The sequence below is a fragment of the Methylosinus sp. PW1 genome (genome assembly GCF_000745215.1).
Classification (GTDB): domain Bacteria; phylum Pseudomonadota; class Alphaproteobacteria; order Rhizobiales; family Beijerinckiaceae; genus Methylosinus.
This window is the reverse complement of sequence record NZ_JQNK01000009.1, coordinates 1,402,400-1,424,058: the sequence shown is the minus strand read 5'-3', so window position 1 is coordinate 1,424,058 and position 21,659 is coordinate 1,402,400. Positions and strand designations below refer to the sequence as shown.

The 21,659-nt window shown below is 65.6% G+C and carries 21 protein-coding genes and 1 pseudogene; 15 read left to right on the top strand and 7 right to left on the bottom strand.

Annotated elements, in window-relative coordinates; all coding sequences use genetic code 11:
• Positions 1-150 precede the first annotated feature (150 nt).
• The gene (locus K369_RS16420) at positions 151-441 is read left to right on the top strand and encodes a hypothetical protein (protein ID WP_036292509.1); all 291 of its coding nucleotides are present in this window, start codon (positions 151-153) and stop codon (positions 439-441) included.
• Positions 442-749: 308 nt separating this feature from the next.
• Here K369_RS16420 and cysE read toward each other — a convergent pair whose 3' ends face one another.
• From cysE to K369_RS16400, 4 genes are all read right to left on the bottom strand, one after another.
• On the bottom strand, positions 750-1,601 hold the full coding sequence (gene cysE / locus K369_RS16415; RefSeq protein WP_036292507.1) for a serine O-acetyltransferase: 852 nt from the start codon (positions 1,599-1,601) through the stop codon (positions 750-752).
• A 70-nt stretch (positions 1,602-1,671) separates the two neighbouring features.
• Positions 1,672-3,147, bottom strand: a complete 1,476-nt coding sequence (locus tag K369_RS16410; protein ID WP_036292505.1) for a PLP-dependent aminotransferase family protein — start codon at positions 3,145-3,147, stop codon at positions 1,672-1,674.
• Between the two features lie 408 nt (positions 3,148-3,555).
• On the bottom strand, positions 3,556-4,737 hold the full coding sequence (locus tag K369_RS16405; protein ID WP_036292504.1) for a murein L,D-transpeptidase family protein: 1,182 nt from the start codon (positions 4,735-4,737) through the stop codon (positions 3,556-3,558).
• Between the two features lie 97 nt (positions 4,738-4,834).
• Complete coding sequence (locus K369_RS16400) at positions 4,835-5,362, bottom strand: adenine phosphoribosyltransferase (protein WP_036295510.1); 528 nt, start codon at positions 5,360-5,362, stop codon at positions 4,835-4,837.
• Positions 5,363-5,526: 164 nt separating this feature from the next.
• Between K369_RS16400 and K369_RS16395 the strand changes: the two genes are divergently transcribed.
• Positions 5,527-6,162, top strand: a complete 636-nt coding sequence (locus tag K369_RS16395) for a transglycosylase domain-containing protein (RefSeq protein ID WP_084570700.1) — start codon at positions 5,527-5,529, stop codon at positions 6,160-6,162.
• Positions 6,163-6,298: 136 nt separating this feature from the next.
• Positions 6,299-6,955 (top strand): hypothetical protein, encoded by a 657-nt coding sequence (locus tag K369_RS16390; protein ID WP_051949343.1) that lies wholly within the window; start codon positions 6,299-6,301, stop codon positions 6,953-6,955.
• A gap of 96 nt (positions 6,956-7,051) precedes the next feature.
• On the opposite strand, the gene K369_RS16385 is transcribed toward K369_RS16390, so the two are convergent.
• Complete coding sequence (locus tag K369_RS16385) at positions 7,052-7,933, bottom strand: S-methyl-5'-thioadenosine phosphorylase (protein WP_036292502.1); 882 nt, start codon at positions 7,931-7,933, stop codon at positions 7,052-7,054.
• A gap of 384 nt (positions 7,934-8,317) precedes the next feature.
• Here K369_RS16385 and K369_RS16380 point away from each other — a divergent pair, with 384 nt between their 5' ends.
• The 5 genes and pseudogenes from K369_RS16380 to K369_RS16360 all read left to right on the top strand — a co-directional run bounded on the left by K369_RS16380 (position 8,318) and on the right by K369_RS16360 (position 13,339).
• Positions 8,318-8,881: a F0F1 ATP synthase subunit delta gene (locus K369_RS16380; RefSeq protein WP_036292500.1), complete on the top strand. Its 564-nt coding sequence runs from the start codon at positions 8,318-8,320 to the stop codon at positions 8,879-8,881.
• Positions 8,881-10,410, top strand: a complete 1,530-nt coding sequence (atpA, locus tag K369_RS16375; protein WP_018267958.1) for a F0F1 ATP synthase subunit alpha — start codon at positions 8,881-8,883, stop codon at positions 10,408-10,410. Before K369_RS16380 ends, atpA begins: the two co-directional genes overlap by 1 nt.
• Before the next feature lie 153 nt (positions 10,411-10,563).
• Positions 10,564-11,445, top strand: coding sequence for a F0F1 ATP synthase subunit gamma (locus K369_RS16370; protein ID WP_036292498.1), 882 nt, complete (start codon positions 10,564-10,566; stop codon positions 11,443-11,445).
• 49 nt (positions 11,446-11,494) lie between these two features.
• A pseudogene (gene atpD / locus K369_RS16365) lies at positions 11,495-12,910 on the top strand (F0F1 ATP synthase subunit beta); the annotation flags it as partial.
• A gap of 30 nt (positions 12,911-12,940) precedes the next feature.
• Positions 12,941-13,339 carry a F0F1 ATP synthase subunit epsilon gene (locus tag K369_RS16360; RefSeq protein ID WP_024881097.1) on the top strand — a complete coding sequence of 133 codons (399 nt, stop codon included), beginning with the start codon at positions 12,941-12,943 and terminating at the stop codon, positions 13,337-13,339.
• A gap of 175 nt (positions 13,340-13,514) precedes the next feature.
• On the opposite strand, the gene K369_RS16355 is transcribed toward K369_RS16360, so the two are convergent.
• Positions 13,515-14,228: a hypothetical protein gene (locus K369_RS16355; RefSeq protein WP_036292496.1), complete on the bottom strand. Its 714-nt coding sequence runs from the start codon at positions 14,226-14,228 to the stop codon at positions 13,515-13,517.
• A gap of 59 nt (positions 14,229-14,287) precedes the next feature.
• Positions 14,288-15,121 carry a hypothetical protein gene (locus tag K369_RS16350; protein WP_198033141.1) on the bottom strand — a complete coding sequence of 278 codons (834 nt, stop codon included), beginning with the start codon at positions 15,119-15,121 and terminating at the stop codon, positions 14,288-14,290.
• 362 nt (positions 15,122-15,483) lie between these two features.
• Here K369_RS16350 and K369_RS16345 point away from each other — a divergent pair, with 362 nt between their 5' ends.
• From K369_RS16345 to cysN, 7 genes are read left to right on the top strand one after another with little or no spacing between them, the layout of a single operon-like run.
• Positions 15,484-15,801 carry a 2Fe-2S iron-sulfur cluster-binding protein gene (locus tag K369_RS16345; protein ID WP_036292493.1) on the top strand — a complete coding sequence of 106 codons (318 nt, stop codon included), beginning with the start codon at positions 15,484-15,486 and terminating at the stop codon, positions 15,799-15,801.
• Positions 15,798-16,136, top strand: coding sequence for a DUF2849 domain-containing protein (locus K369_RS16340; protein WP_036292491.1), 339 nt, complete (start codon positions 15,798-15,800; stop codon positions 16,134-16,136). The genes K369_RS16345 and K369_RS16340 overlap by 4 nt, the downstream gene beginning before the upstream one ends.
• Positions 16,133-17,857: a nitrite/sulfite reductase gene (locus K369_RS16335; protein ID WP_036292489.1), complete on the top strand. Its 1,725-nt coding sequence runs from the start codon at positions 16,133-16,135 to the stop codon at positions 17,855-17,857. The genes K369_RS16340 and K369_RS16335 overlap by 4 nt, the downstream gene beginning before the upstream one ends.
• Entirely contained in the window at positions 17,841-18,341 is a 501-nt protein-coding gene (locus tag K369_RS16330) for a DUF934 domain-containing protein (protein ID WP_036292487.1), read from the top strand. The genes K369_RS16335 and K369_RS16330 overlap by 17 nt, the downstream gene beginning before the upstream one ends.
• Positions 18,338-19,087 (top strand): phosphoadenylyl-sulfate reductase, encoded by a 750-nt coding sequence (locus K369_RS16325; protein WP_036292485.1) that lies wholly within the window; start codon positions 18,338-18,340, stop codon positions 19,085-19,087. Before K369_RS16330 ends, K369_RS16325 begins: the two co-directional genes overlap by 4 nt.
• Positions 19,084-20,001: a sulfate adenylyltransferase subunit CysD gene (cysD, locus tag K369_RS16320; protein ID WP_036292483.1), complete on the top strand. Its 918-nt coding sequence runs from the start codon at positions 19,084-19,086 to the stop codon at positions 19,999-20,001. The genes K369_RS16325 and cysD overlap by 4 nt, the downstream gene beginning before the upstream one ends.
• Positions 20,001-21,629 carry a sulfate adenylyltransferase subunit CysN gene (gene cysN, locus K369_RS16315; RefSeq protein ID WP_051949342.1) on the top strand — a complete coding sequence of 543 codons (1,629 nt, stop codon included), beginning with the start codon at positions 20,001-20,003 and terminating at the stop codon, positions 21,627-21,629. Before cysD ends, cysN begins: the two co-directional genes overlap by 1 nt.
• Positions 21,630-21,659 lie beyond the last annotated feature (30 nt).

The following is a 21,659-nucleotide window of genomic DNA, read 5'->3' as shown; positions in this document are numbered from 1 at the left end:
AGAAGGAGCGCGCGTGATGACGCCTCGTTGTTTCCTGGATCGCTTTGTCGCTTCACTCCTCGCTGTGACTGCCGCGCGCGAATTATTCTCGCGCCGATGGATCGAATCCTCCCGCCGGCGGTTACGCTGAAGGGGCGCCGGAGGCGACATATGAACACGGCCAATCTTCAGCTGGAAGGCGTCTACGCCATACTCGCGGCGCTGTTCGGCGCATTGCGCGACAAGGGCGCGCTCGGACAGGAGGAGATCGACGCTCTGCTCGTCGATGTCGAGCTTTCGCTCGCCAATGATCCGCTGCGGCCGCGCGACATGCGCGACTCCAATGTGGAGGCGATCTGCTTTCCGGCGCGGCTGCTGCGTCTCGCTCTGCGCGAATCGGCGGCGGGAGAAGGCTTCTCCTTCGCGCAGCTCGCCGGGCGCGTCGGCCAAGAGACGCCATGACGAGAGACGCCGCCACAGTGAGGGGCGCCACTTTTCCTCTCGCCGGGCTATCGGATGCACACATCACGAGACGCTACAGCCGTCATGGCCGGGCTTGTCCCGGCCATCCACGCCAAGCCGCTGAGAAACAGAAGGAAAGCGCCTGCCATCGATGGGTTTCGTCTCACGACGGACACTGCCGGAGTTTCGGCATCATGCACGCTAAGCCTCCGAGACGACGCGGCGTGTTGGCGTGGATGGCCGGGACAAGCCCGGCCATGACGTCGCGGAGGCGAGAAGGAAGGCCCATTGGGGTAAATGCGCGCCGGTCAAATGGAATAGCTGAACGAATCGTAGGACAGGCCGTTCAGAAACTGATCCATGTCGCGCGCCGGCTCGGCGCAGCCGGCGGTTCCCACCACCTTCGCCGGCACGCCGGCCACGGTGGAATTGCGCGGCACGGGATGCAGAACGACAGAGCCCGCCGCGACGCGCGAGCAGGCGCCGATTTCGATGTTGCCGAGAATCTTCGCGCCGGCGGCGATCATCACGCCGCGCCGCACCTTGGGGTGGCGGTCGCCGCTCTCCTTGCCGGTGCCGCCCAGCGTCACGCTCTGCAGAATGGAGACATCGTCCTCCACCACCGCCGTCGCGCCGACGACGAGGCCGGTGGCGTGATCGAGGAATATGCCGCGGCCGAAGCGCGCCGCCGGATGAATGTCGGTCTGAAACGCGTCGGAGGAGCGGCTCTGCAGATAGAGTGCGAGATCGGTCTGGCCATTGGTCCACAGCCAATGCGCCAGCCGATGCGTCTCGATCGCGTGAAAGCCTTTGAAGAAGAGCAGCGGCTCGATCAGCCGTCCGCAGGCGGCGTCGCGCTCGACGACGGCCTTTATGTCGGCGCGAAAGGCGTCGCCGATCGCAGGATCGGCGTCCAGCGCGCGGGCGAAGGCGTCGAAGAGCAGATCTTCCGTCACCGCGCCGCCGAGACGCGCCGCGCAACGCCGCGCCACCGCATCCTCGAAGGAGCGGCGATTGAGGACGAAGGTCAGCGCCAGGCTCGCCATCGCCGGCTCGCGCGCCAGCATATCCTCGGCCTCGCGGAGGATATGCTCCCACAGCGCGTCGCGACCCGTGGCGTCGGCGACGATCGCGCGGCTATTTTCCTGCGTCGCTCCCATCGGGCGTCTCCTCATTCGAAGGTCCTCAATTTGGCTCGAGCGGCCGGCTTCGTCCAGATCGGCCGAACGATCAGCAGGGTAGCGCGCTTTGCGCGCCGGCGGCGCGGCGCAGCCGCCCGATGACGCGCTCCGCCTCGCCGGAGTCGAGGCTGCCGAAGCCGAGCCGCAGCCCGCGCCCGCGCTGCGGCGGCGCCGCGAAGCAGGTCGACGGCAAGAAGCGCAGGCCATTGGCGGCGGCGTCGCGCTCCAGCGCGTCGAGCGTCGCCTCGTCGCGGAAGGTCGTCCAAAAGGCGAGGCCGCCCGCAGGCGTGCGGAAGCGGATGGCGTCGCCGAAGGCGCGGGCGAGCGACGCGCCGAAAGCGTCGCGCCTCTGCGCATAGATTTGGCGCGCCTTGCGCACATGGCGGCGCAGCTCGCCGGAATCGACGAGAGCGGCGACGGCGAGCTCGGTCAGCGCATTGCCTTGGCGATCGACGCCGGCGGCGGCGTTGGCCATGGATCGCACCACCGGCGGCGGCGCGACGACATAGCCGATGCGCAATCCCGGCAGCAGCAGCTTGGACATGGACCCGACATAGATCACGCGCCCCGGCGCATAGCTCGCCATGGGCAGCAGCGGCTGGCGCTCGAAATGATATTCGTGATCGTAATCGTCCTCGATGATCGCGAACTCATATTTGGCGGAAAGGTCCAAGAGGCGCAGCCGCCGTTCCGGCGTCAGCGGAACAGTGGTCGGAAACTGATGGTGCGGCGTCACATAGATCGCGCGCACGGGCCGCCCGTGGCAGAGGCGCTCGACATCCTCGACATCGACGCCGTCCTCGTCCAGGCGGACGCCGATCACCTCGGCGCCGGCGGCGGCGAAGGCGGCGCGCGCCGCCGAATAGCCGAGGCCTTCCACCAGCACGACGTCGCCCGGCGCGACGAGAATGCGCGCGGCGAGAAAAATGCCCATCTGGCTGCCGCGCGTGACGCACACATCCTCCGCGTCCACGATCAGCCCGCGATGCGAGGCCAGCATGGCCGCTATGGCGCGGCGCAGCTCGCCGATTCCGCGCGGATCGCCATAGCCGAGCCCGCCGCAGCGCGCGGCGCGCCGTCCGGCGTCGCGATAGGCGCCGAGCAGAGTGTCGATCGAGAAGAGCCGCGCATCGGGAAGCCCGTCGTCTATGGCCAGCCCCTCGCCGGCCGGCACAAAGGCGGGGTCGGGCGTCGCGCGGAAGGGAAAGCCTGGCGTGCGCGGATCGGCGGAGGCTTTGCGCGGCGCCGGCAGCGTCTCCGGCAGCTCGGCGGAGACGAAAGTGCCGCGCGTGCCATGGGTGGTGAACCAGCCCTGGGCGACCAGCTCGTCATAGGCGAGCACGATGGTCTTGCGATTGACGCCGAGCGATTCGGCGAGCTCGCGGCTGCTGGGCAGCGCCGCGCCCGGCGCGAGCCGTCCGCTCCTCACATCGTGAATGAGCGCATGGACGATCTGCAGATAGAGGGGCGCGCCGCGGCGCGGATCGATCTCGCGCGACAGGCTATAGGCGAAGGGTCGCGACATTGGACCCCTCCATTCGGCATTATTGCTCTTTTCGTAGGGCCGGCGGCAGCTTCCTCCGGCCGCGCCGGCTCTGTCAAGTGACGGAGCCGCCGCGCGTCTTTGGACCCGTCAGCGCGCGAATATTGGCGGTTTAACGCCTTTTTCGCTCCGCTAGCCTCGCTTTTGTCGCAACCGAACGAGGAACTCGAGCCATGCAGACGAGCAGCGCGGGCGTCGTGAAAGCTTTGATGGGAATTGGCGGAGTGCTCGCCTTCTTCCTCATCGTGATGCACCAATTGTCGCAATTGTTCCGTTGACCGCCGGACGCCGGGAAGAGTCCGGCGGTAGCGCGTCGATGCGCAGGACGCCTCGCCCCGACAGGCGAGAGACGGTCTATTCTGCGCGTCGGCGCGTGGCCCGAAGGATCGATTACCAGCCGGCGATGCGGCGGCAGGAGCCGCCGGCGGCGCCGAAGGCGTAGCGCGATCCGCAGGCATAGGCGGTCGGCGGCTCGCCGGTCTGCTCGAAGAGGTCGTAGCCCTCTTTCAAATTCTGCCAGAAGCCGCTCCATTGCTGGTGCTCCGGCGGCGCCGACCAGAGATTGGTCCAATCGCCCTGCGTCTCCTTGGCCAAGGCCATATCGGTCATGCGGAATGGGAAGATGTGGACCGGCACCTCATGCTGGCCGCCGCGCAGCGCTGCTTCCACCAGGCCGTAGATTTCCTCGATCACTCTGTCGGTCATGGCGAAGCAGCCGACCGATTTGCAGGCGCCATGGACCATCAGCGCGCCGCCGGTGCGGCCGTTCTGCTTGTCGTAGGCGTTGGGAAAGCCGACATCGAAGGCGCGGTGATAATGGGAGTTCGGATTGAGCTGGCGCGCCGAGACGCTGTAGAAGCCCTCGGGCGATTGATAATCGCCGGATTTCAGCTTGGGTCCGAGATGGCCGGACCATTTGCAGATGGGATAGGTCCGGTAGAGCGTGAAATGGCCGCTCTGCCGGCGCCAGAGCTCGAGCTCGCCTTCCTTCTTGAAGATGCGGACATAGACCGCAGAGCCCATGCGGAAGTTCCCGTCGTCGCGGCGGGTGAGCGGCGGCAGCTCATTGGCCGGCGGCGTGGCGGCGAGGGCGAGCGCCTGTGTCGGCGCCGGCGGCGAGACGGCGACCGGCGGCAGCGCAGTGGTCGCCTCCGCGGGCGTCACGGCGGTCGCGGGCTCGACGGCGGCGAGATTGCGCGGCCGCGCCGGCGGCAGCGGCGCATCGACGGGCGGCAGGGCGAGCGCCGCCTCCGGCTCCGCGGGACGCAGGGGAGGCAGCGCCGCGAGGAAGGAGGGCGGACGCGCGCTCGGCGCGGTCGGCGCAGCGGCGATCGCCGGCGGCGGCTCCTCGCTCGGCGCCGGCTCCTCCTGCCGCGCGGTCTCGACAATGGCGCCGCGCAGATTTTGCACCAGCGCGCCGAAGGGATTGGAGCGTCTTTCCGCGACGGCCGCGCGCGTCGTCGCCGACCCCGCCGGGCCGCGCGAGGCGAAGGCGACGAAAACGCCGATCTCGACGAGGCTCAGAGCCAGCGCGGCGGCGAGGAGGATGGGGCGCGACGGTTTCGACGGCATGGGGTCGTTACGGAATCAGTGAAAACGCATTACGAAACGCGATATTGGCGAAGGAACGGCCGAGGCGCGGCCAAAAGCGCGCCCGGCCGCTGAAAAATCAATGCCCTTCGAAGGTGACGAGCCGACGCACCGGCACGCCGAGCGCCTCGATCTTCTCGGCGCCGCCGAGCTCCGGCAGATCGATGACGAAGCAGGCGGCGATGACCTCGGCGCCGATCTTCTGCAGCAGCTTGACGGCGCCTTCCGCCGTGCCGCCGGTGGCGATGAGATCGTCGACGAGAATGACGCGCTCGCCCTTCACCACGGCGTCCTCGTGCACCTCCATCTCGTCCACGCCATATTCCAGCGAATAGGCGATGGAGACGGTGGCATGCGGCAGCTTGCCCTTCTTGCGCACGGGCACGAAGCCGGCCGACAATTGATGCGCCACCGCGCCGCCCAGAATGAAGCCGCGCGCCTCCATGCCCGCCACCTTGTCGATCTTCGTGCCGGCCCAGGGCTGCACCAATTCATCCACCGCGCGGCGAAACGCCCTTGCGTCGCCGAGCAGGGTGGTGATGTCGCGGAACATGATGCCCGGCTTGGGATAATCGGGAATCGTGCGAATCGAGGAGGCGAGGGTCATGTTCGAGATCTCGTCGGAATGGGTTCGGCTCTTCGGTTCATAGCTCATTCTCGGCTAAAGCGCATCTTCGCCGCCCGCCTCAGAGTGGCCGTGGGATCGCCGGGTCGGCGCCCATTTTCCCTGCAAAGATCAGCATGTTCAAGTTCTCGAGAGGATTTCTTCACATGGCTGACATAAAGCGCAGAATTTTTTTCGTCGTCGTGGCGGTCGCCGTCGCGGCGTTTCTCGGTCTCTTCGGCTATGAGGCGGTCTCCGTCGCGTTCGCCCGCGTCGCCACGCCGGAGATTTTCGCACGCTATGAGGCGGAGACCGACAATGGCGCCTCCCTGCCCGCGGGGCTGTCCCGCGAGCGAATCGAGACGCTGCTCAAAGTGCAGGATCCGAGCTTCTGGACGCATGGCGGCGTCGATTGGAGCGCGCCGCTCACCACCACCACCGTCACGCAATCCGTGGTGAAGCGGCTCTATTTCGAGAATTTCCAAAAGGGCTTCTCGAAGATCCGGCAGACGCTGATCGCGCAATTCGCGGTCGCGCCGCTGACGTCCAAGAATGCGCAGCTCGCCGCTTTCATCGATGTGAACGGATTCGAGCCCGCATCGCAAAAATGGTTCGGCAAGAAGCTGGCGGAGCTCGACGACGACGAGTTTCTCTCGCTGGTCGCGACCAACAATAATCCCAAGGATTACGCGCCGGGCACGCAGGCCAACGCCGAGCGCGTGCGCCGCATCGAGAAATATCTCGCCGGCCTCTGCGAGCGGCGCGGCTTTTCGGATGTGTGGCTGGAGAGCTGCGGGGGATGACCCGCCGCTCGTCCCGCCGCAATCGCGTCGGCGGCGGTCGCGAGATGGCCACGGCCGTGTCGCGCCGCCGCCCTTTTTCCTCGCAAAGCTTCTCGAGAGGGAGGCGCGGCGGGGAGTTGCGGCGGGAGCTTGTGTGATGCGGGAAGCGAAATTGCGGGCGCGCTCATTCGCGGCGGCGACGGCCGGCTCGGCGCTGGCCGCCTTCGCCGGCGCGGCCTTCGCCGCCGTTATCGGCTATGAGGCGGTCTCCGTCGCATTGGCGCGCATCGCCACGCCGTCGCTGTTCGCGCGCTATGAGGCGGAGACGGATCACGGCGCGAAATTGCCGCCCGGCTTCTCGCGCGAGCGCATAGAAACGCTGCTCGCCGTGCATGATCCCGGCTTCTGGATCCATGGCGGCGTCGATTGGAGCGCGCCGCTCGCCAGCACGGTCGCGCAATCGGTGACGAAGAAGCTCTATTTCGCCGATTTCAAGCCGGGCTTCGGCAGGATTCGTCAAACGCTGATCGCGCAATTCGCCGTCGGCCCGCTGGCCTCCAAGAGCGCGCAGATCGCCGCTTTCATCGATGTGGGCGGATTCGATTTCGCCTCGCGCCGATGGTTCGACAAGCCGCTCGCGGAATTGGACGACGACGAGTTTCTCGCCCTCGTCGCCGCCGGCGATGATCCCAAAGATTTCGCGCCCGGCACGCAAGCCAACGCCGAGCGCGTGCGCCGCATCGAGAAACATCTCGCCGGCCTCTGCGCGCGGCGCGGCTTCGTCGATGCGTGGCTGGACGATTGCGGGGATTGACGCCGTCTCATGCCGTTTCGGCGACGGCCGCCGAACGCCTCTCACATAGTCGGCTCACATCGCCTCGAAACACATGCCGATACGCCATCGTTCTCCTCAGCCCGCCGCGCCGCGCGTCCGCGCGACGATGACGCCGAGCTTTTCCATCAGCGCCGGATCGCGCGCCTCGGGCGCCGTCAGAATGGCGGTGTCGAGCGCGCGGTCGGAGCCGATGGGGCAGGGCTCGTGCTCTTGTGGGAAATCCGCGAGCAGACGCGCGAGCAGACGGCTCGCCTTGTCGGCGTTGTCGCGCACCACGGCGATGACCGCCGCGACATCGACATTGTCGTGCTCTGGATGCCAGCAATCGAAATCCGTGACCATTGCGATGGTCGCGTAAGAGAGCTCCGCCTCGCGCGCGAGCTTGGCTTCCGGCATCGCCGTCATGCCGATGACGTCATAGCCCGCGGCCTTGTAGGTCAGCGATTCCGCGTAGGACGAAAATTGCGGACCTTCCATGCAGACATAGGTTCCGCCGACGGAATGCTCCATGCCTTCCGCTTTCGCCGCGGCGGCGATGCGCTTCGCCAGCAAGGGCGCCACTGGATGCGCCATCGACACATGCGCGACGCAGCCATTGCCGAAGAAGGAGGATTGCCGGCCGAAGGTGCGATCGACGAATTGATCCGGCAGCACGAAGAGGCCGGGATAGAGCTCCGATTTGAACGAGCCGCAGGCGGAGACGGACACGAGATCGGTGACGCCCGCCTGCTTCAGCGCGAAAATATTGGCGCGATAATTTATGCCCGAGGGCGAGAACACATGACCGCGACCGTGCCGCGGCAGGAAAACCACCTGCGTCTCGCCGATGCGGCCGAAATGCAGCGCGTCGGACGGATCGCCCCAGGGCGTCGTCACGCGCTGCTCGCGCAAATCCTGCAGACCGGGCAGATGATAGACGCCCGATCCTCCGATGATGCCCACCACCGCTCGCGTCATCTTTCGTCTCCGACTGTGGATAGGATTTCGCAGTGCCATGGCCTCGCGTGCGGCGCAAGCGGCGACAGCGCGGCGGCCTGCGCCGAAAATTCGTGAAGCCTTAAAAAATTCAACGCCATCAAAGGCCAAGCCGAGGGTTTCCACGCGACGCGACAGGGGTGACGCTTTTTTGTGCGATCGTCAAAACTGCCCTCTCCGCAGCCGTCGCAGGGTTGCGCCGCAAAATATGCTGTGTTAGGGGACGATCGCCTTGGAGCTGGGGCGTCGCCCTTGGCTCCTTCCCCCGACAATACGTTGTTCGAGGCCATTGCGGATTTCGTCGCACGCAGACCTGCGTTGCGCGCGAGGCGCCTCGAGTGACGGCGATCCGAGAGCGATACGCAAGTGGCTTCAGGCGGAGACGATCTATCCGGTGTAGCGGGGCGATACGCCTCGGCCCTTTATGATCTCGCAGTGGAGCAAGGCTCCACGGAGGAGATCGCGACGGCGCTGCGCGGCTTCGCCGCGCTGATCCAGGAGAGCAAGGATCTCGAGCGCCTGATCGAGAGCCCGGTCTATTCTGCCGAGACGCAGATCAAGGCTCTCTCTCCCATTCTCGACGCCGCCGGCGTCACGGGCGTCGCGGCCAATTTCGTGAAGCTCGTCGCGACAAAACGTCGCCTCTTCGTTCTCCCCGCCATCATCGAGGTCTATGGCAAGCTGCATGACGCCGCCAAGGGCGTCGTGCGCGCCGACGTCACGGTGGCCGCGCCGCTCGCCTCTCATCACGAGAGCGCGCTGCGCGAGGCGCTCGCCGGCGTCACCGGCGGCAAGGCCGTCGACCTCGAGGTGAAGGTCGATCCGGCGATCATCGGGGGTCTCGTCGTCAAAATCGGCTCGCGCATGCTCGATGCGTCGCTGAAGACCAAGCTCAATTCCATTCGAACACGCATGAAAGAGGTCGGCTGATGGCTATCCGCGCCGCAGAGATTTCCGCGATCCTCAAGAATGAGATCGCCAATTTCGGCAATGAGGCCGAAGTCGCAGAGGTCGGTCAGGTTCTGTCCGTCGGCGACGGCATCGCCCGCGTTTATGGTCTGGACAATGTCCAGGCCGGCGAGACGGTGCTGTTCGAGAACGGCCTCACCGGCATGGCGCTCAATCTCGAGAGCGACAATGTCGGCGTCGTGATCTTCGGCTCCGACCGCGACATCAAGGAAGGCCAGACCGTCAAGCGCACCGGCGCCATTGTCGACGTTCCGGTCGGCAAGGGCCTGCTCGGCCGCGTGGTCGACGCCCTCGGCAATCCGATCGACGGCAAAGGCCCGATCTTCTACGAGAGCCGCTCCCGCGTCGACGTGAAGGCTCCCGGCATCATTCCGCGCAAATCGGTGCATGAGCCGATGGCGACCGGCCTCAAGGCCATCGACGCGCTGATCCCGATCGGCCGCGGCCAGCGCGAGCTGATCATCGGCGACCGCCAGACCGGCAAGACCGCCGTGGCGCTCGACACGATCCTGAACCAGAAGTCGCTGAACGACGGAACCGACGAGAAGGCCAAGCTCTACTGCGTCTACGTCGCCGTGGGCCAGAAGCGCTCCACCGTCGCGCAATTCGTGAAGGTGCTGGAGGAGCGCGGCGCGCTCGACTATTCGATCGTCGTCGCCGCCACCGCTTCCGATCCGGCTCCGATGCAGTTCCTGGCGCCCTTCGCCGGCTGCGCCATGGGCGAGTATTTCCGCGACAACGGCCTGCACGCCGTGATCGTCTATGACGATCTTTCGAAGCAGGCCGTCGCCTATCGCCAGATGTCGCTGCTGCTGCGCCGTCCTCCGGGACGCGAGGCCTATCCGGGCGACGTGTTCTATCTGCACTCCCGTCTGCTCGAGCGCGCCGCCAAGCTCAATGACGAGCGCGGCGCCGGCTCGCTCACCGCTCTGCCGGTCATCGAGACGCAGGCGAACGACGTGTCGGCCTATATTCCGACCAACGTCATCTCCATCACCGATGGCCAGATCTTCCTGGAGACGGACCTCTTCTACCAGGGCGTCCGCCCGGCGGTGAACGTCGGCCTCTCGGTGTCGCGAGTCGGCTCCTCGGCGCAGACGAAAGCGACGAAGAAGGTCGCCGGCAAGATCAAGGGCGAGCTCGCTCAGTATCGCGAGATGGCGGCCTTCGCTCAGTTCGGCTCCGATCTCGACGCGGTGACGCAGCGTCTGCTCAATCGCGGCGCGCGCCTGACCGAGCTGTTGAAGCAGCCGCAGTTCTCGCCGCTGCAGATGGAAGAGCAGACGGTGGTGATCTACGCCGGCGTCAACGGCTATCTCGATCCGCTGCCGGTCGCTCGCGTGCGCGCCTTCGAGGATGGTCTGCTGGCGCTGCTGCGCACGCAGCATCCGAACATCCTCGAGACGATCCGCACCACCAAGGATCTGCCGGATGCGACGGCCGCCGAGCTGAAGGGCGTCCTCGACGCCTTCTCGAAATCCTTCGCCTGACGCGCGCAACCTCGAGGACTAGAGACAATGCCTCCGTCATTGCGAGCGAAGCGAAGCAATCCAGGAGTCGCCTCGCGGCTCCGGCTCGCTTCGTCGCTTCGCTCCTCGCGATGACGGCGGCGTGGTTCTGGTCAGAATGAGACGGGTTCTCTCATGCCTTCGTTGAAGGATCTTCGAAACCGCATATCTTCCGTCAAGGCGACGCAGAAGATCACCAAGGCCATGCAGATGGTCGCGGCGGCCAAGCTGCGTCGCGCCCAGGCGGCGGCCGAGGCGGCGCGTCCCTATGCAGAGCGCATCGAGAAAGTGCTCGCCAATCTCGCCGGGGGCGTCTCCTCCGGCGCGCCCGTGCTGCTCGCCGGCAATGGCCGCGACGAGACGCATCTTCTCGTCGTCGCGACCGCCGAGCGCGGCCTCTGCGGCGCATTCAACTCCTCGATCGTCCGCCTCGCCCGCGAGCACATCCAGCGCCTGCAGGGCCAGGGCAAGACGGTCAAGATTCTCTGCGTCGGCAAGAAGGGCTACGACCAGCTCCGCCGCAATTATGAGAAGAACATCATCGAGCTCATCGAGCTGCGCGGCGTGCGCCAGCTCGGCTTCGAGCAGGGCGACGCGATCGGCCGCAAGGTCATCGAGCTGTTCGAGAGCGGCGAGTTCGATGTGGCGACGCTGTTCTTCTCGCGCTTCAAATCTGTGATTCAGCAGTTTCCGACAGCGCTGCAGCTCATTCCGGCGCAGATTTCCGCCAATGAGAACGAGGCGGCCGCGGCCGGCCCGCAGGCCAATTACGAATATGAGCCCGGCCAGGACGAGATTCTGGCGACGCTGCTGCCCCGCAACATATCGGTGCAGATTTTCCGCGCATTGCTCGAGAACGCCGCTTCCGAGCAGGGCGCGCGCATGAGCGCGATGGACAACGCCACGCGCAACGCCGGCGACATGATCAAGAAGCAGACGACGCTCTACAATCGGTCCCGCCAGGCGATCATCACCAAGGAACTCATCGAGATCATCTCGGGCGCCGAGGCGCTCTGATCGGAACAACAGTCGAGAGGACGAGACAATGGCTACCCCCACGACCACGGGTCACATCACGCAGGTGATCGGCGCTGTCGTCGACGTGAAGTTCGACGATCACCTGCCGGAAATCCTGAACGCGCTGGAGACCACCAATCAGGGCGCACGCCTCGTCCTCGAAGTGGCGCAGCATCTCGGCGAGAACTCCGTGCGCACCATCGCCATGGACTCGACGGAAGGCCTCGTGCGCGGCACGCCCGTGACCGACACGGGCGCCCCCATCTCCGTGCCGGTCGGCGACGAGATGCTCGGCCGCATCATCAATGTGATCGGCGAGCCGGTCGACGAGGCCGGCCCGATCGTGACGGCGACCAAGCGCGCCATTCACCAGCCGGCTCCGTCCTACGCCGAGCAGGCGACCGAGGCGCAGATCCTCGAGACGGGCATCAAGGTCGTCGACCTGCTCGCGCCCTACGCCAAGGGCGGCAAGGTCGGACTGTTCGGCGGCGCGGGCGTCGGCAAGACCGTCATCATCATGGAGCTCATCAACAATATCGCCAAGGCGCACGGCGGCTATTCCGTCTTCGCCGGCGTCGGCGAGCGCACGCGTGAGGGCAACGACCTCTATCACGAGATGATCGAGGGCGGCGTCAACAAGAAGCCCGAGAACGGCTCCGCCGCCGGCTCCAAGGCCGCGCTGGTCTATGGCCAGATGAACGAGCCTCCGGGAGCCCGCGCCCGCGTCGCACTGACCGGCCTCACCGTCGCCGAGGATTTCCGCGACAAGGGCCAGGACGTGCTCTTCTTCGTCGACAACATCTTCCGCTTCACCCAGGCGGGCTCGGAAGTGTCGGCTCTGCTCGGCCGCATTCCCTCGGCGGTGGGCTATCAGCCGACGCTCGCCACCGACATGGGCGCGCTGCAGGAGCGCATCACCACGACGACCAAGGGCTCGATCACCTCGGTGCAGGCCATTTACGTGCCGGCCGACGATCTGACCGATCCGGCCCCGGCCGCCTCCTTCGCCCATCTCGACGCGACGACCGTGCTCAACCGCTCGATCGCGGAAAAGGGCATTTATCCGGCCGTCGACCCGCTCGACTCCACCTCGCGCATGCTGTCCCCGGCGATCGTCGGCGAGGAGCATTACGAGGTCGCCCGCAAGGTGCAGTCCACTCTTCAGCGCTATAAGTCGCTGCAGGACATCATCGCGATCCTGGGCATGGACGAGCTGTCGGAAGAGGACAAGCTGACCGTGGCGCGCGCCCGCAAGATCGAGCGCTTCCTGTCGCAGCCCTTCCACGTCGCCGAAGTGTTCACCGGCGCGCCGGGCAAGCTCGTCGCCCTCGCCGACACGATCAAAGGCTTCAAGGGCCTCGTCGAAGGCCAATACGACCACCTCCCCGAGGCCGCCTTCTATATGGTCGGCACGATCGAGGAAGCGGTCGAGAAGGCCGCCAAGCTCGCCAAGGAAGCGGCTTGATCCGTTAATCGCTAGACGACGGAGCCCTTCATGGCCACGTTCCACTTCGAACTCGTCTCTCCCGAGAAGCTTCTGTTCTCGGGAGAGGTCGACGCCGTCGTCGCCCCCGGCGCCGAGGGCGTGTTCACGGTTCTCAAAGATCACGCGCCGGTGATGACGGTGCTGAAGCCCGGCGTCGTCGAGATCGACGGAGCCGGCAAGAAAGAAAAGCTGTTCGTGCGCGGCGGCTTCGCCGATGTCGGGCTCGGCGGCTTCACCATTCTGGCCGAATACGCCATTCCGGTCGCTGACCTCGACGCCGCTAAGATCGACGCCGATATCAAGGACGCCAGCGAAGATGTGGCCGACGCCAAATCCGACGAGGCCCGCCGCCTCGCCTCGGAAAAGCTCGGCCAGCTCCAAGAGCTGAAGGCCGCTCTCGGCCTCTGACGCAAATAGGCGCCTGGAGCATGTCTCCGGGCGCCGGCTGCGGCTCTCCGATCGCAAAGCGAGCCTGTAGGCTCACAGTCCAGCATTTGCCTTGGACTTGAGCCTACAGGCTCGTTTTTGTCGGAAGCCTCGGCCCGAACCAGGGGCGCTCATGAAAATGAGCGACGGCGTGGCGCTATTTCAAAAACTGCGCGCCATCGAGCTCATGCCGCAGCTCGAAGCTGCGGAATTGCGTGAAGATCGGCGCGATCCAGGCTTTGAGCGCGGCGCGGATGACGATCGACATTTCCGGCGGCGGCGAGACCAGCAGCCGGCTCAGCGACAGGTCCGGCTCGTCCAGAGTCTTCGCCACCGCGCCGTCCAGCGCGCCGATGAGGAATCTGCGCGTAGACGGATAATGGCCGAGCGTCTCATGGGCATAGGCGCCGAGCGGCGCGGCGCCCTCGTTCTGCACGATTACCATGGGGACATCGCGCCAAGCCGCCGACAGCGATTTCGCGCTGGCGAGAGCGGAGTCGGTGTGGTCGACATGGAAGAGCACGATCGGCTCGACCCCGCGCGCCCGCGCTTCCTCGACGAAGCCGATCTCCTTCACCGTCTTGAAGAAACGGTCATAGGCGCGCTGCCAGACATCGACGATCTTGGGCGTCCCGTCATCGATCAGCAGCCGATCGAACAAGGAAATCTGCCCGCGTATGTCGGCCGTGTCGATGACGCGCGTGCGGTCCGGGAACCATTCATGGTAGCGCGGCGCATGCGGATCAGTGTCGAAGCCTTCGACCTCGGTGAGACGCGAGAGATAGAAATCCGTCAGCAGCCGCGCGGTCGTCGAGACGCCCGAACGCGGATGCGGGGAACAGGCGACGAACACCAAAGTGCGTCGACTCATCTTTCACTCTCTCGGCGCCGCCCGAGGCTCTCTGTGTTGCCGCTCAACCACGTTCGGCGCTATGCGCCCTCCCTGCCGGCGATCCGATCCAGCAGATGGATGCGGTCGAACTCGTCGGCGATCCTGTTCTGCCAGGTGCGGACATAGCCGCGAAGGACGAAGGAATGGTCCGCCGGCTCCCCGTCCCCCGTCCGATTGGCGACGAAAGTGGAAAAAGGCGCGCCGGCGATCTCCACCTGCTCATAGGACAATTCGTTGAGCTTGGGGATGGTGATCTCGCCCGCCGTCTCCACTTTCTCGAAATATTTGCGGTGCGTCACCGGGTCCCATTCGAAAAATGTGGTGTCGTTGACATGGTTCTTGACGAGGAAATAGTCCGCGTCCTCGACATAGGGCGCGACTTCTGCGATTTCGTCGAGCGAGGCGATGGACGATCCGAGCACATGGAACAGAATGAAGCCGACCTCACCTTCCGCCACCGCATCCAGAAAGCCCGTGTCCTGCAACGCCTGCAGGGCCGGCTCCAGCCCGCCGGCGCGAACGTCGACGACGCTGACCTTCACCTGAGCCGTGGCCAGAGTGTCGATGATCTTCATCTGATCCGAGGTCGAGGTGAGATCGACGACGCTGGTCTGGTCGGGATGAAAGCGATAGAGCGTGCCGCGCGGCGTCTCCGTGTCGAAGGCCCGGGTCAAGACATTATTGGCGGCGAGATAATCGAGCAGCACGCGCGCGATCGTCGTCTTGCCCACGCCGCCCTTGTCCGCTCCGACCAGAATGAGCGTCGGCCGGCCTCTCTGAGGCGCGAGCGGAGGTACCTTCTCCCGCACGACCGGCGGCCGCTCCTCACGGGCCGAACTCTGCTTGGTTTCTTTGGTCGGTCTTTGAGCCATGGCCTAGCACCTATATCGCTCGCGCCCGCTCTCGGGCGGCAGGAACATAAAACCCTTACCATTTATGAGTCGGGCGCGCCGAGCCTTTTCTCGCCGCCGCTGGCGCGATCGAGGCCTTTTCGGTTGATACCACGCGCAGCGTTTGTAGTTTTTCGAGGCGCGGGGCTATCTTATAGTGAATTGACATTCACGCGACCTCGAATAAGTAGGTCTCACATTTTCGAAGGATTGCGGTTCGTGCCGAGGTCTCCGCGCTTTGCGGCGATCGGCGCGCCCGCTTTGCTCGGCGTGAGGGGGTCGCGCAGGGCCGACAGCCGAAGGAAGGGCGCCTTTGCGGCGACAGCGCCTGTTCGGAGAAAAGGATGAGCGTGATCCGTGTCGAGGACGCAGACGGCGTCACCCACGAGCTGGAGCCTGTGGAAGGCTGGCGGTTGATGGAGATTTTGCGGGATTATGGGATGGGCATGGAGGGCACATGCGGCGGCGCGGTCGCCTGCGCCTCCTGCCATGTCGTGCTCGATCCCGAATGGGCCGACAAGGTCGCGCCGCCGCGCGAGGACGAGATCGACAAGCTCGACGAGCTGCCCTTTCTGCACGAGACCTCGCGGCTCTCCTGCCAGATCATCTGGTCGGACGAGCTGGACGGGCTGAAGCTCACTCTGGTCAAGGAGCCGACATGACGCGGCCCGCCAATCCCAAATTCTCGCCCAAAATCCTGCTCGCCTCCGATCTCGCCGCGGGCGATGTCGTGTTTTGGGGGCCGGACGGCTGGGAGCGCGATCTCCTGCGCGCGAAAATTGCTTATGACGAGGCCGAGGCGGCGACGCTGGACGCGGCGGGCAAGGTTGCGGTCGCCGCCAATCGCGTCGTCGACGCCTATCTGGTCGATGTGACGGTGGATGCGGCCGGCGCGCCGTCGCCGTCGCATTTTCGCGAGAAGTTCCGCGCCGCCGGCCCGAGCGTGCGGCGCGATCTCGGCAAGCAGGCATGGCTGCAAGGAGCGGGGAAACGATGACTGCGCATGATCCGGCCCTGCCGCCGCGCCCCAATGCCGCGCCGACCATCTACGCCTATGACGAATATGACCGCGCCTTCGTGCGCGAGCGCGTCGCGGAATTCCGCGGCCAGGTGGAGCGTCGCCTCGCCGGCGCGCTCACGGAGGAGGAATTCCGTCCGTTCCGCCTGATGAACGGGCTCTATCTGCAGCTCCACGCCTATATGCTGCGCGTCGCCATTCCCTATGGCTCGCTCACCTCGCGGCAGATGCGCCAGCTCGCCTATATCGCCGACAAATGGGACCAGGGCTACGGCCATTTCACCACGCGGCAGAACCTGCAATATAATTGGCCCAAGCTCGTCGATGTGCCGGATATTCTCGAGGCGCTCGCCGACGTCGACATGCATGGGATCCAGACCTCCGGCAATTGCATTCGCAATGTGACCGCCGATCATTTCGCCGGCGTCGCCGCCGATGAGCTGGAGGACCCGCGGCCGACGGCGGAGTTTCTGCGCCAATGGTCGAGCGCTCATGCCGAGTTCAGCTTCCTGCCGCGCAAGTTCAAGATCGCGGTGAGCGGCGCCGAGCATGACCGCGCCGCGATCAAGATTCACGACATCGGCCTGCGCATCGTGAAGAATGCGGAAGGCGAGATCGGCTATGAGGTGATCGTCGGCGGCGGTCTCGGCCGCACGCCTTTCGTCGGCAAGCTGCTGCGGGAATTCCTGCCGCGCGCCGATCTGCTGAGCTATCTCGAGGCGATTCTGCGCGTCTATAATCGCTTCGGCCGCCGCGACAACAAATATAAGGCGCGCATCAAAATATTGGTGCACGAGACCGGGCTCGACGAGATTCGCGCGCAGGTAGAGGCGGAGCTCGCGGCCATGGACCGCGCGCCTTTCGCCTATGACGCGCAGGAGCTGGAGCGCGTCGTCGCGGCCTTCGCGCCGCCGGCTTACGAAAGCTTGCCTGCGCGCTCGGACGGCTTCGAAAAGGCCAAGGCGGAGAACGCTGAATTCGCCGCCTTCGCCGCGGTGAATGTCGCGCCGCATAAGGTTCCCGGCTACGCCATCGTCACCGTCTCGCTGAAGCCGATCGCCGGCATTCCGGGCGACGCCACTTCCGCGCAGATGCGCGCGCTGGCCGACGCTGCGGACACATATGGTTTCGGCGAGTTGCGCGTCAGCCATGAGCAGAACATCATTCTTCCGCATGTGAAGCAGGATGATCTTCTCGCTCTGTGGCGCGATCTCTCGGCGGCGGGCCTCGCGACCGCCAACGCCGGGCTCATCAGCGACATCATCTCCTGCCCGGGGCTCGATTATTGCTCGCTGGCGACGGCGCGCTCCATTCCGATCGCGCAGGCGATCTCGGAACGTTTCGCCGATCTCGAGCGCCAGCGTCTCATCGGCAAGCTGGGGATCAAGATTTCCGGCTGCATCAACGCCTGCGGCCATCATCATATCGGCGCGATCGGCATTCTCGGCCTCGAGAAGAAAGGCGTCGAATCCTATCAGATCACGCTCGGCGGCGATCCGACGCTTTCGGCCTCGATCGGCGAATTGCTCGGTCCCGGCGTGTCGGCGGAAGAAGTTCCCGATGTGATCGAGAGCCTGGTGCAATTCTATCTCGCCGAGCGGCGCGACGGCGAGGCTTTCATCGACACATGGCGGCGCTTGGGCCATAAGCGTTTCAAGGAATCTGCGCGCCGGGAGGGCGAGGATGGCTCTGGTATCTGACGGCGCTTTCATCGCGGACGAGTGGCGCCGTCTCGCCGATGAGGAATCGCTTCCCGGCTCCGGCAAGGTGATCGTCTCGCTCGCGCGTCTGCCCGCCGCGCTGGAGGATGCGCGGCCGACGACGCTCGGCGTCTATGTCGCCAATACGACGGACCCGAAAGCGCTGGCGCCTCATTTCGCGCGTCTCGCGCTCATCGACATCGCCTTTCCGGCCTTCACCGACGGGCGCGGCTTCTCGCTGGCGCGGCTGCTGCGGCGCGAGGGGTTCGCCGGCGAGTTGCGGGCGAGCGGAAGGCTGACGCCGGATCAATATTTGCATGCGATCGGCGGCGGCTTCGACACGATCGAAATTCCCGACGAGCTCGCGGCGCATCACGGCGAGGCCAATTGGGCCAAGGCGCGTCAGGCGCGCAGCCTCTCCTATCAGCGCGGCGTCGCTGGCGGCGCGTCCATACTCGAACGCCGGCGAAAGGGCGTGGCATGAAGACGTCGATCGTCGAAACGCTGGCGCCGCGCCTCGCGCCGCTCGATCTCGATCATCGCCTGAAGCTCACGCGCGAGGTCATTCCCGGCCGTATCGTCTTCACGACGAGCTTCGGCATAGAGGATCAGCTCGTCACCCATTCCATCTTCACCCAGGGCCTCGAGATCGATGTGGTGACGATCGACACGGGCCGTCTCTTCGAGGAGACGATCGCCCTTTGGGAGAAGACCGAGGCGCGCTATGCGCGGCGCATTCACGCCGCCTATCCGCAGGCGCTGCCGCTCGCCGATTATGTCGCCGAGCATGGCGTCAACGGCTTCTATCGCTCGGTCGAGAATCGCAAGGCCTGCTGCCATATTCGCAAGGTGGAGCCGCTGTCGCGCCTGCTCGCCGGCGCCTCCGCCTGGGTGACGGGCCTGCGCGCCGATCAATCGCAGGCGCGCGAGGGCGTGCATCTCATCGAGAGCGACGCCGAGCGTCGGCTCATCAAGCTCAATCCGCTCGCCGATTACACGCGCGACTCCATCGTCGCCGCGACGGAGGAATTCAGCGTGCCGGTGAACGAGTTGCACGCCAAGGGCTTTCTCTCCATCGGCTGCGCGCCCTGCACGCGCGCGCTGGAGCCCGGCGAGAGCGAGCGCGCCGGCCGCTGGTGGTGGGAAGAGGACGAGAAGAAAGAATGCGGCCTGCATGTCGGGCCGGACGGAAGGCTGACGCGCGGTCCGGCGCCGGAGGGCTCGCAATGAACGCGTTGGCGTCCAAGCCCCTCGGCCATTTGGATCGGCTGGAGGCGGAGAGCATTCACATCTTACGGGAGGTCGTCGCCGAATGCGAGCGGCCGGTGATGCTCTACTCCATCGGCAAGGATTCGGCGGTGATGCTGCATCTCGCCATGAAGGCCTTTTATCCGTCGAAGCCGCCATTCCCGCTTCTGCATGTCGACACGACATGGAAGTTCAAGGAAATGATCGCCTTTCGCGACCGCCGCGCGGCCGAGACGGGCCTCGAGCTGCTCGTGCACTCCAATCCTGAAGGGATCGCGATGAATATCGATCCCACAGTGCATGGTTCGCAGCTGCATACGCAGATCATGAAGACCGACGCGCTGAAGCAGGCGCTCGACAAATGGAAATTCGACGCGGCCTTCGGCGGCGCGCGGCGCGACGAAGAAAAGTCCCGCGCCAAGGAGCGCGTGCTCTCCTTCCGCAACGCCCAGCATCGCTGGGACCCGAAGGCGCAGCGGCCCGAGTTCTGGCGCCTCTACAACGCCCGCAAGGGGCCGGGCGAGAGTCTGCGCGTCTTCCCTCTGTCCAATTGGACCGAGGCCGATGTGTGGGATTACATCGCGCGCGAGGGCATCGACGTCGTGCCGCTCTATTTCGCCAAGGAGCGCCCGGTGATCGATCGCGGCGGCATGCTCATCATGGTGGACGACGATCGCCTGAAGCTGCAGCCCGGCGAGACCGTGCAGCAGAGGCTGGTGCGCTTCCGCACGCTCGGCTGCTATCCGCTGACCGGCGCGATCGACAGCTCCGCGGCGACGCTGGAGGAGATCATCGCCGAAATGCGCGCGAGCCGCTCCTCCGAGCGTCAGGGACGCCTCATCGATCACGACGGCTCCTCCTCCATGGAGCAGAAGAAGCAGGAGGGTTATTTTTGATGCACGGCGGCCTCGCCACGCCCGCGCCGCTGCGCGCTCCCGCCGGGCCGGCGCCCGCCGACAAGCCCTTGCTGCGCTTCATCACCTGCGGCTCGGTGGACGATGGCAAGTCGACGCTGATCGGCCGCCTGCTCTATGACGCCGATCTCGCCGCCGACGATCTCATCGCCGCGCTCGAGCAGGATTCGAAGAAGCACGGCACGCAGGGCGACGATCTCGATTTCGCGCTGCTCGTCGACGGACTCGCGGCGGAGCGCGAGCAGGGCATCACCATCGATGTCGCCTATCGCTATTTCGCGACGGAGAAGCGCAAGTTCATCGTCGCCGACACGCCCGGCCATGTGCAATACACGCGTAATATGGCGACCGGCGCCTCGACGGCCGATCTCGCCGTTCTGCTCGTCGACGCGCGCAAGGGCCTGCTCGATCAGACGCGCCGGCACAGCGTCATCGTCTCCATGCTCGGCGTGCGCCATGTCGTCGTCGCCATCAACAAGATGGACCTCGCCTCCTATTCGCAGGAGGTCTTCGCCGACATAGAGCGCGACTTCCGCGCCTTCGCCGAGCAATTGCGCTTTCTCACCATTCAGGTGATTCCGCTCGTCGCCAAGGACGGCGACAATCTCGTGCACGCCAGCACGAAGATGGACTGGTATTCCGGCCCGCCGCTGCTCGCCTATCTCGAGAGCGTCGCCTCGGACGACAACGCCCGCGTGCTGCCCTTCCGCTTTCCCGTGCAATGGGTGAACCGGCCGTCCCATGATTTCCGCGGCTTCTCCGGCTTCATCGCCAGCGGCAACGTAAAGCCCGGCGACATCGTCCGCGTGCTGCCGTCCGGCCGCGACACGACAATCGCGCGCATCGTCACCTATGACGGCGATCTCGCCCATGCGGTGGCCGGCCAGTCGGTGACGCTGACCCTCACCGAGGAGATCGACATTTCGCGCGGCGACATGCTCGCCTCGCCCGTGTCGCCGGCCAAGATCGGCGATCGCCTGTCGGCCCGCCTTCTGTGGCTGGTGCGCGAGCCGCTCACGCTGGACAAGAGCTATCTTTTGAAGCTCGGCGCGCGCACGACGCCGGCCTTTGTGAAGCAGGTCGCCTCGCTCATAAAGATCGAGACCGGCCTCGCCGAGCCGCTCGCCGATGCGACGCAGACGCTCGCCTTCAACGAGATCGGCGAGGCGGAGCTGTGGCTCGACACGGCCATCGCCTGCGATCTCTATGAGGACAATCGCGAGACCGGCGGCTTCATCCTCATCGACCGCGTGACCAATGAGACGGTCGCCGTCGGCATGGTGAAGCAATCGGCCTGGACCGAGCGCAGCGCGCGCAATGGCGTGGAGGCGAGCTACGCCTCCATGGAAGGCGTGCCGCCGCCCGATCATCTGCTGCATCCGACGCCCTTGCGCAGCCTGGTGAAGTCGCTGTCCTGGCGCGTGCCCGGCAGCGTCATCACTTTCGGCGCGGCCTTCCTGTTCACGCAGGACACGGGCATATCGGCGGCGATCACCGGCACGGAGATCGTCTCCAAGATCGTGCTCTATTATCTGCACGAGCGCCTATGGACGCGTTTCGCCGTCGGCCTCACCAATGGCGAGCCGCCGCACGACGACACGGGATTGTAAGGGCGCTCGCCGCAGGACGCGAGCCCGACA

Coding starts and splice junctions, on each gene's coding strand:
- K369_RS16385 (WP_036292502.1), bottom strand. CDS start 7,933: ATGACGCGAGCGGTGGTGGGCATCATCGGAGGATCGGGCGTCTATCAT.
- K369_RS16355 (WP_036292496.1), bottom strand. CDS start 14,228: ATGAGTCGACGCACTTTGGTGTTCGTCGCCTGTTCCCCGCATCCGCGT.
- K369_RS16350 (WP_198033141.1), bottom strand. CDS start 15,121: ATGGCTCAAAGACCGACCAAAGAAACCAAGCAGAGTTCGGCCCGTGAG.
- atpA (WP_018267958.1), top strand. CDS start 8,881: ATGGCTATCCGCGCCGCAGAGATTTCCGCGATCCTCAAGAATGAGATC.
- K369_RS16345 (WP_036292493.1), top strand. CDS start 15,484: ATGAGCGTGATCCGTGTCGAGGACGCAGACGGCGTCACCCACGAGCTG.
- K369_RS16410 (WP_036292505.1), bottom strand. CDS start 3,147: ATGTCGCGACCCTTCGCCTATAGCCTGTCGCGCGAGATCGATCCGCGC.
- K369_RS16360 (WP_024881097.1), top strand. CDS start 12,941: ATGGCCACGTTCCACTTCGAACTCGTCTCTCCCGAGAAGCTTCTGTTC.
- K369_RS16395 (WP_084570700.1), top strand. CDS start 5,527: ATGGCTGACATAAAGCGCAGAATTTTTTTCGTCGTCGTGGCGGTCGCC.
- K369_RS16330 (WP_036292487.1), top strand. CDS start 17,841: ATGGCTCTGGTATCTGACGGCGCTTTCATCGCGGACGAGTGGCGCCGT.
- cysD (WP_036292483.1), top strand. CDS start 19,084: ATGAACGCGTTGGCGTCCAAGCCCCTCGGCCATTTGGATCGGCTGGAG.
- K369_RS16340 (WP_036292491.1), top strand. CDS start 15,798: ATGACGCGGCCCGCCAATCCCAAATTCTCGCCCAAAATCCTGCTCGCC.
- K369_RS16420 (WP_036292509.1), top strand. CDS start 151: ATGAACACGGCCAATCTTCAGCTGGAAGGCGTCTACGCCATACTCGCG.
- K369_RS16405 (WP_036292504.1), bottom strand. CDS start 4,737: ATGCCGTCGAAACCGTCGCGCCCCATCCTCCTCGCCGCCGCGCTGGCT.
- cysE (WP_036292507.1), bottom strand. CDS start 1,601: ATGGGAGCGACGCAGGAAAATAGCCGCGCGATCGTCGCCGACGCCACG.
- K369_RS16325 (WP_036292485.1), top strand. CDS start 18,338: ATGAAGACGTCGATCGTCGAAACGCTGGCGCCGCGCCTCGCGCCGCTC.
- cysN (WP_051949342.1), top strand. CDS start 20,001: ATGCACGGCGGCCTCGCCACGCCCGCGCCGCTGCGCGCTCCCGCCGGG.
- K369_RS16335 (WP_036292489.1), top strand. CDS start 16,133: ATGACTGCGCATGATCCGGCCCTGCCGCCGCGCCCCAATGCCGCGCCG.
- K369_RS16390 (WP_051949343.1), top strand. CDS start 6,299: ATGCGGGAAGCGAAATTGCGGGCGCGCTCATTCGCGGCGGCGACGGCC.
- K369_RS16400 (WP_036295510.1), bottom strand. CDS start 5,362: ATGACCCTCGCCTCCTCGATTCGCACGATTCCCGATTATCCCAAGCCG.
- K369_RS16370 (WP_036292498.1), top strand. CDS start 10,564: ATGCCTTCGTTGAAGGATCTTCGAAACCGCATATCTTCCGTCAAGGCG.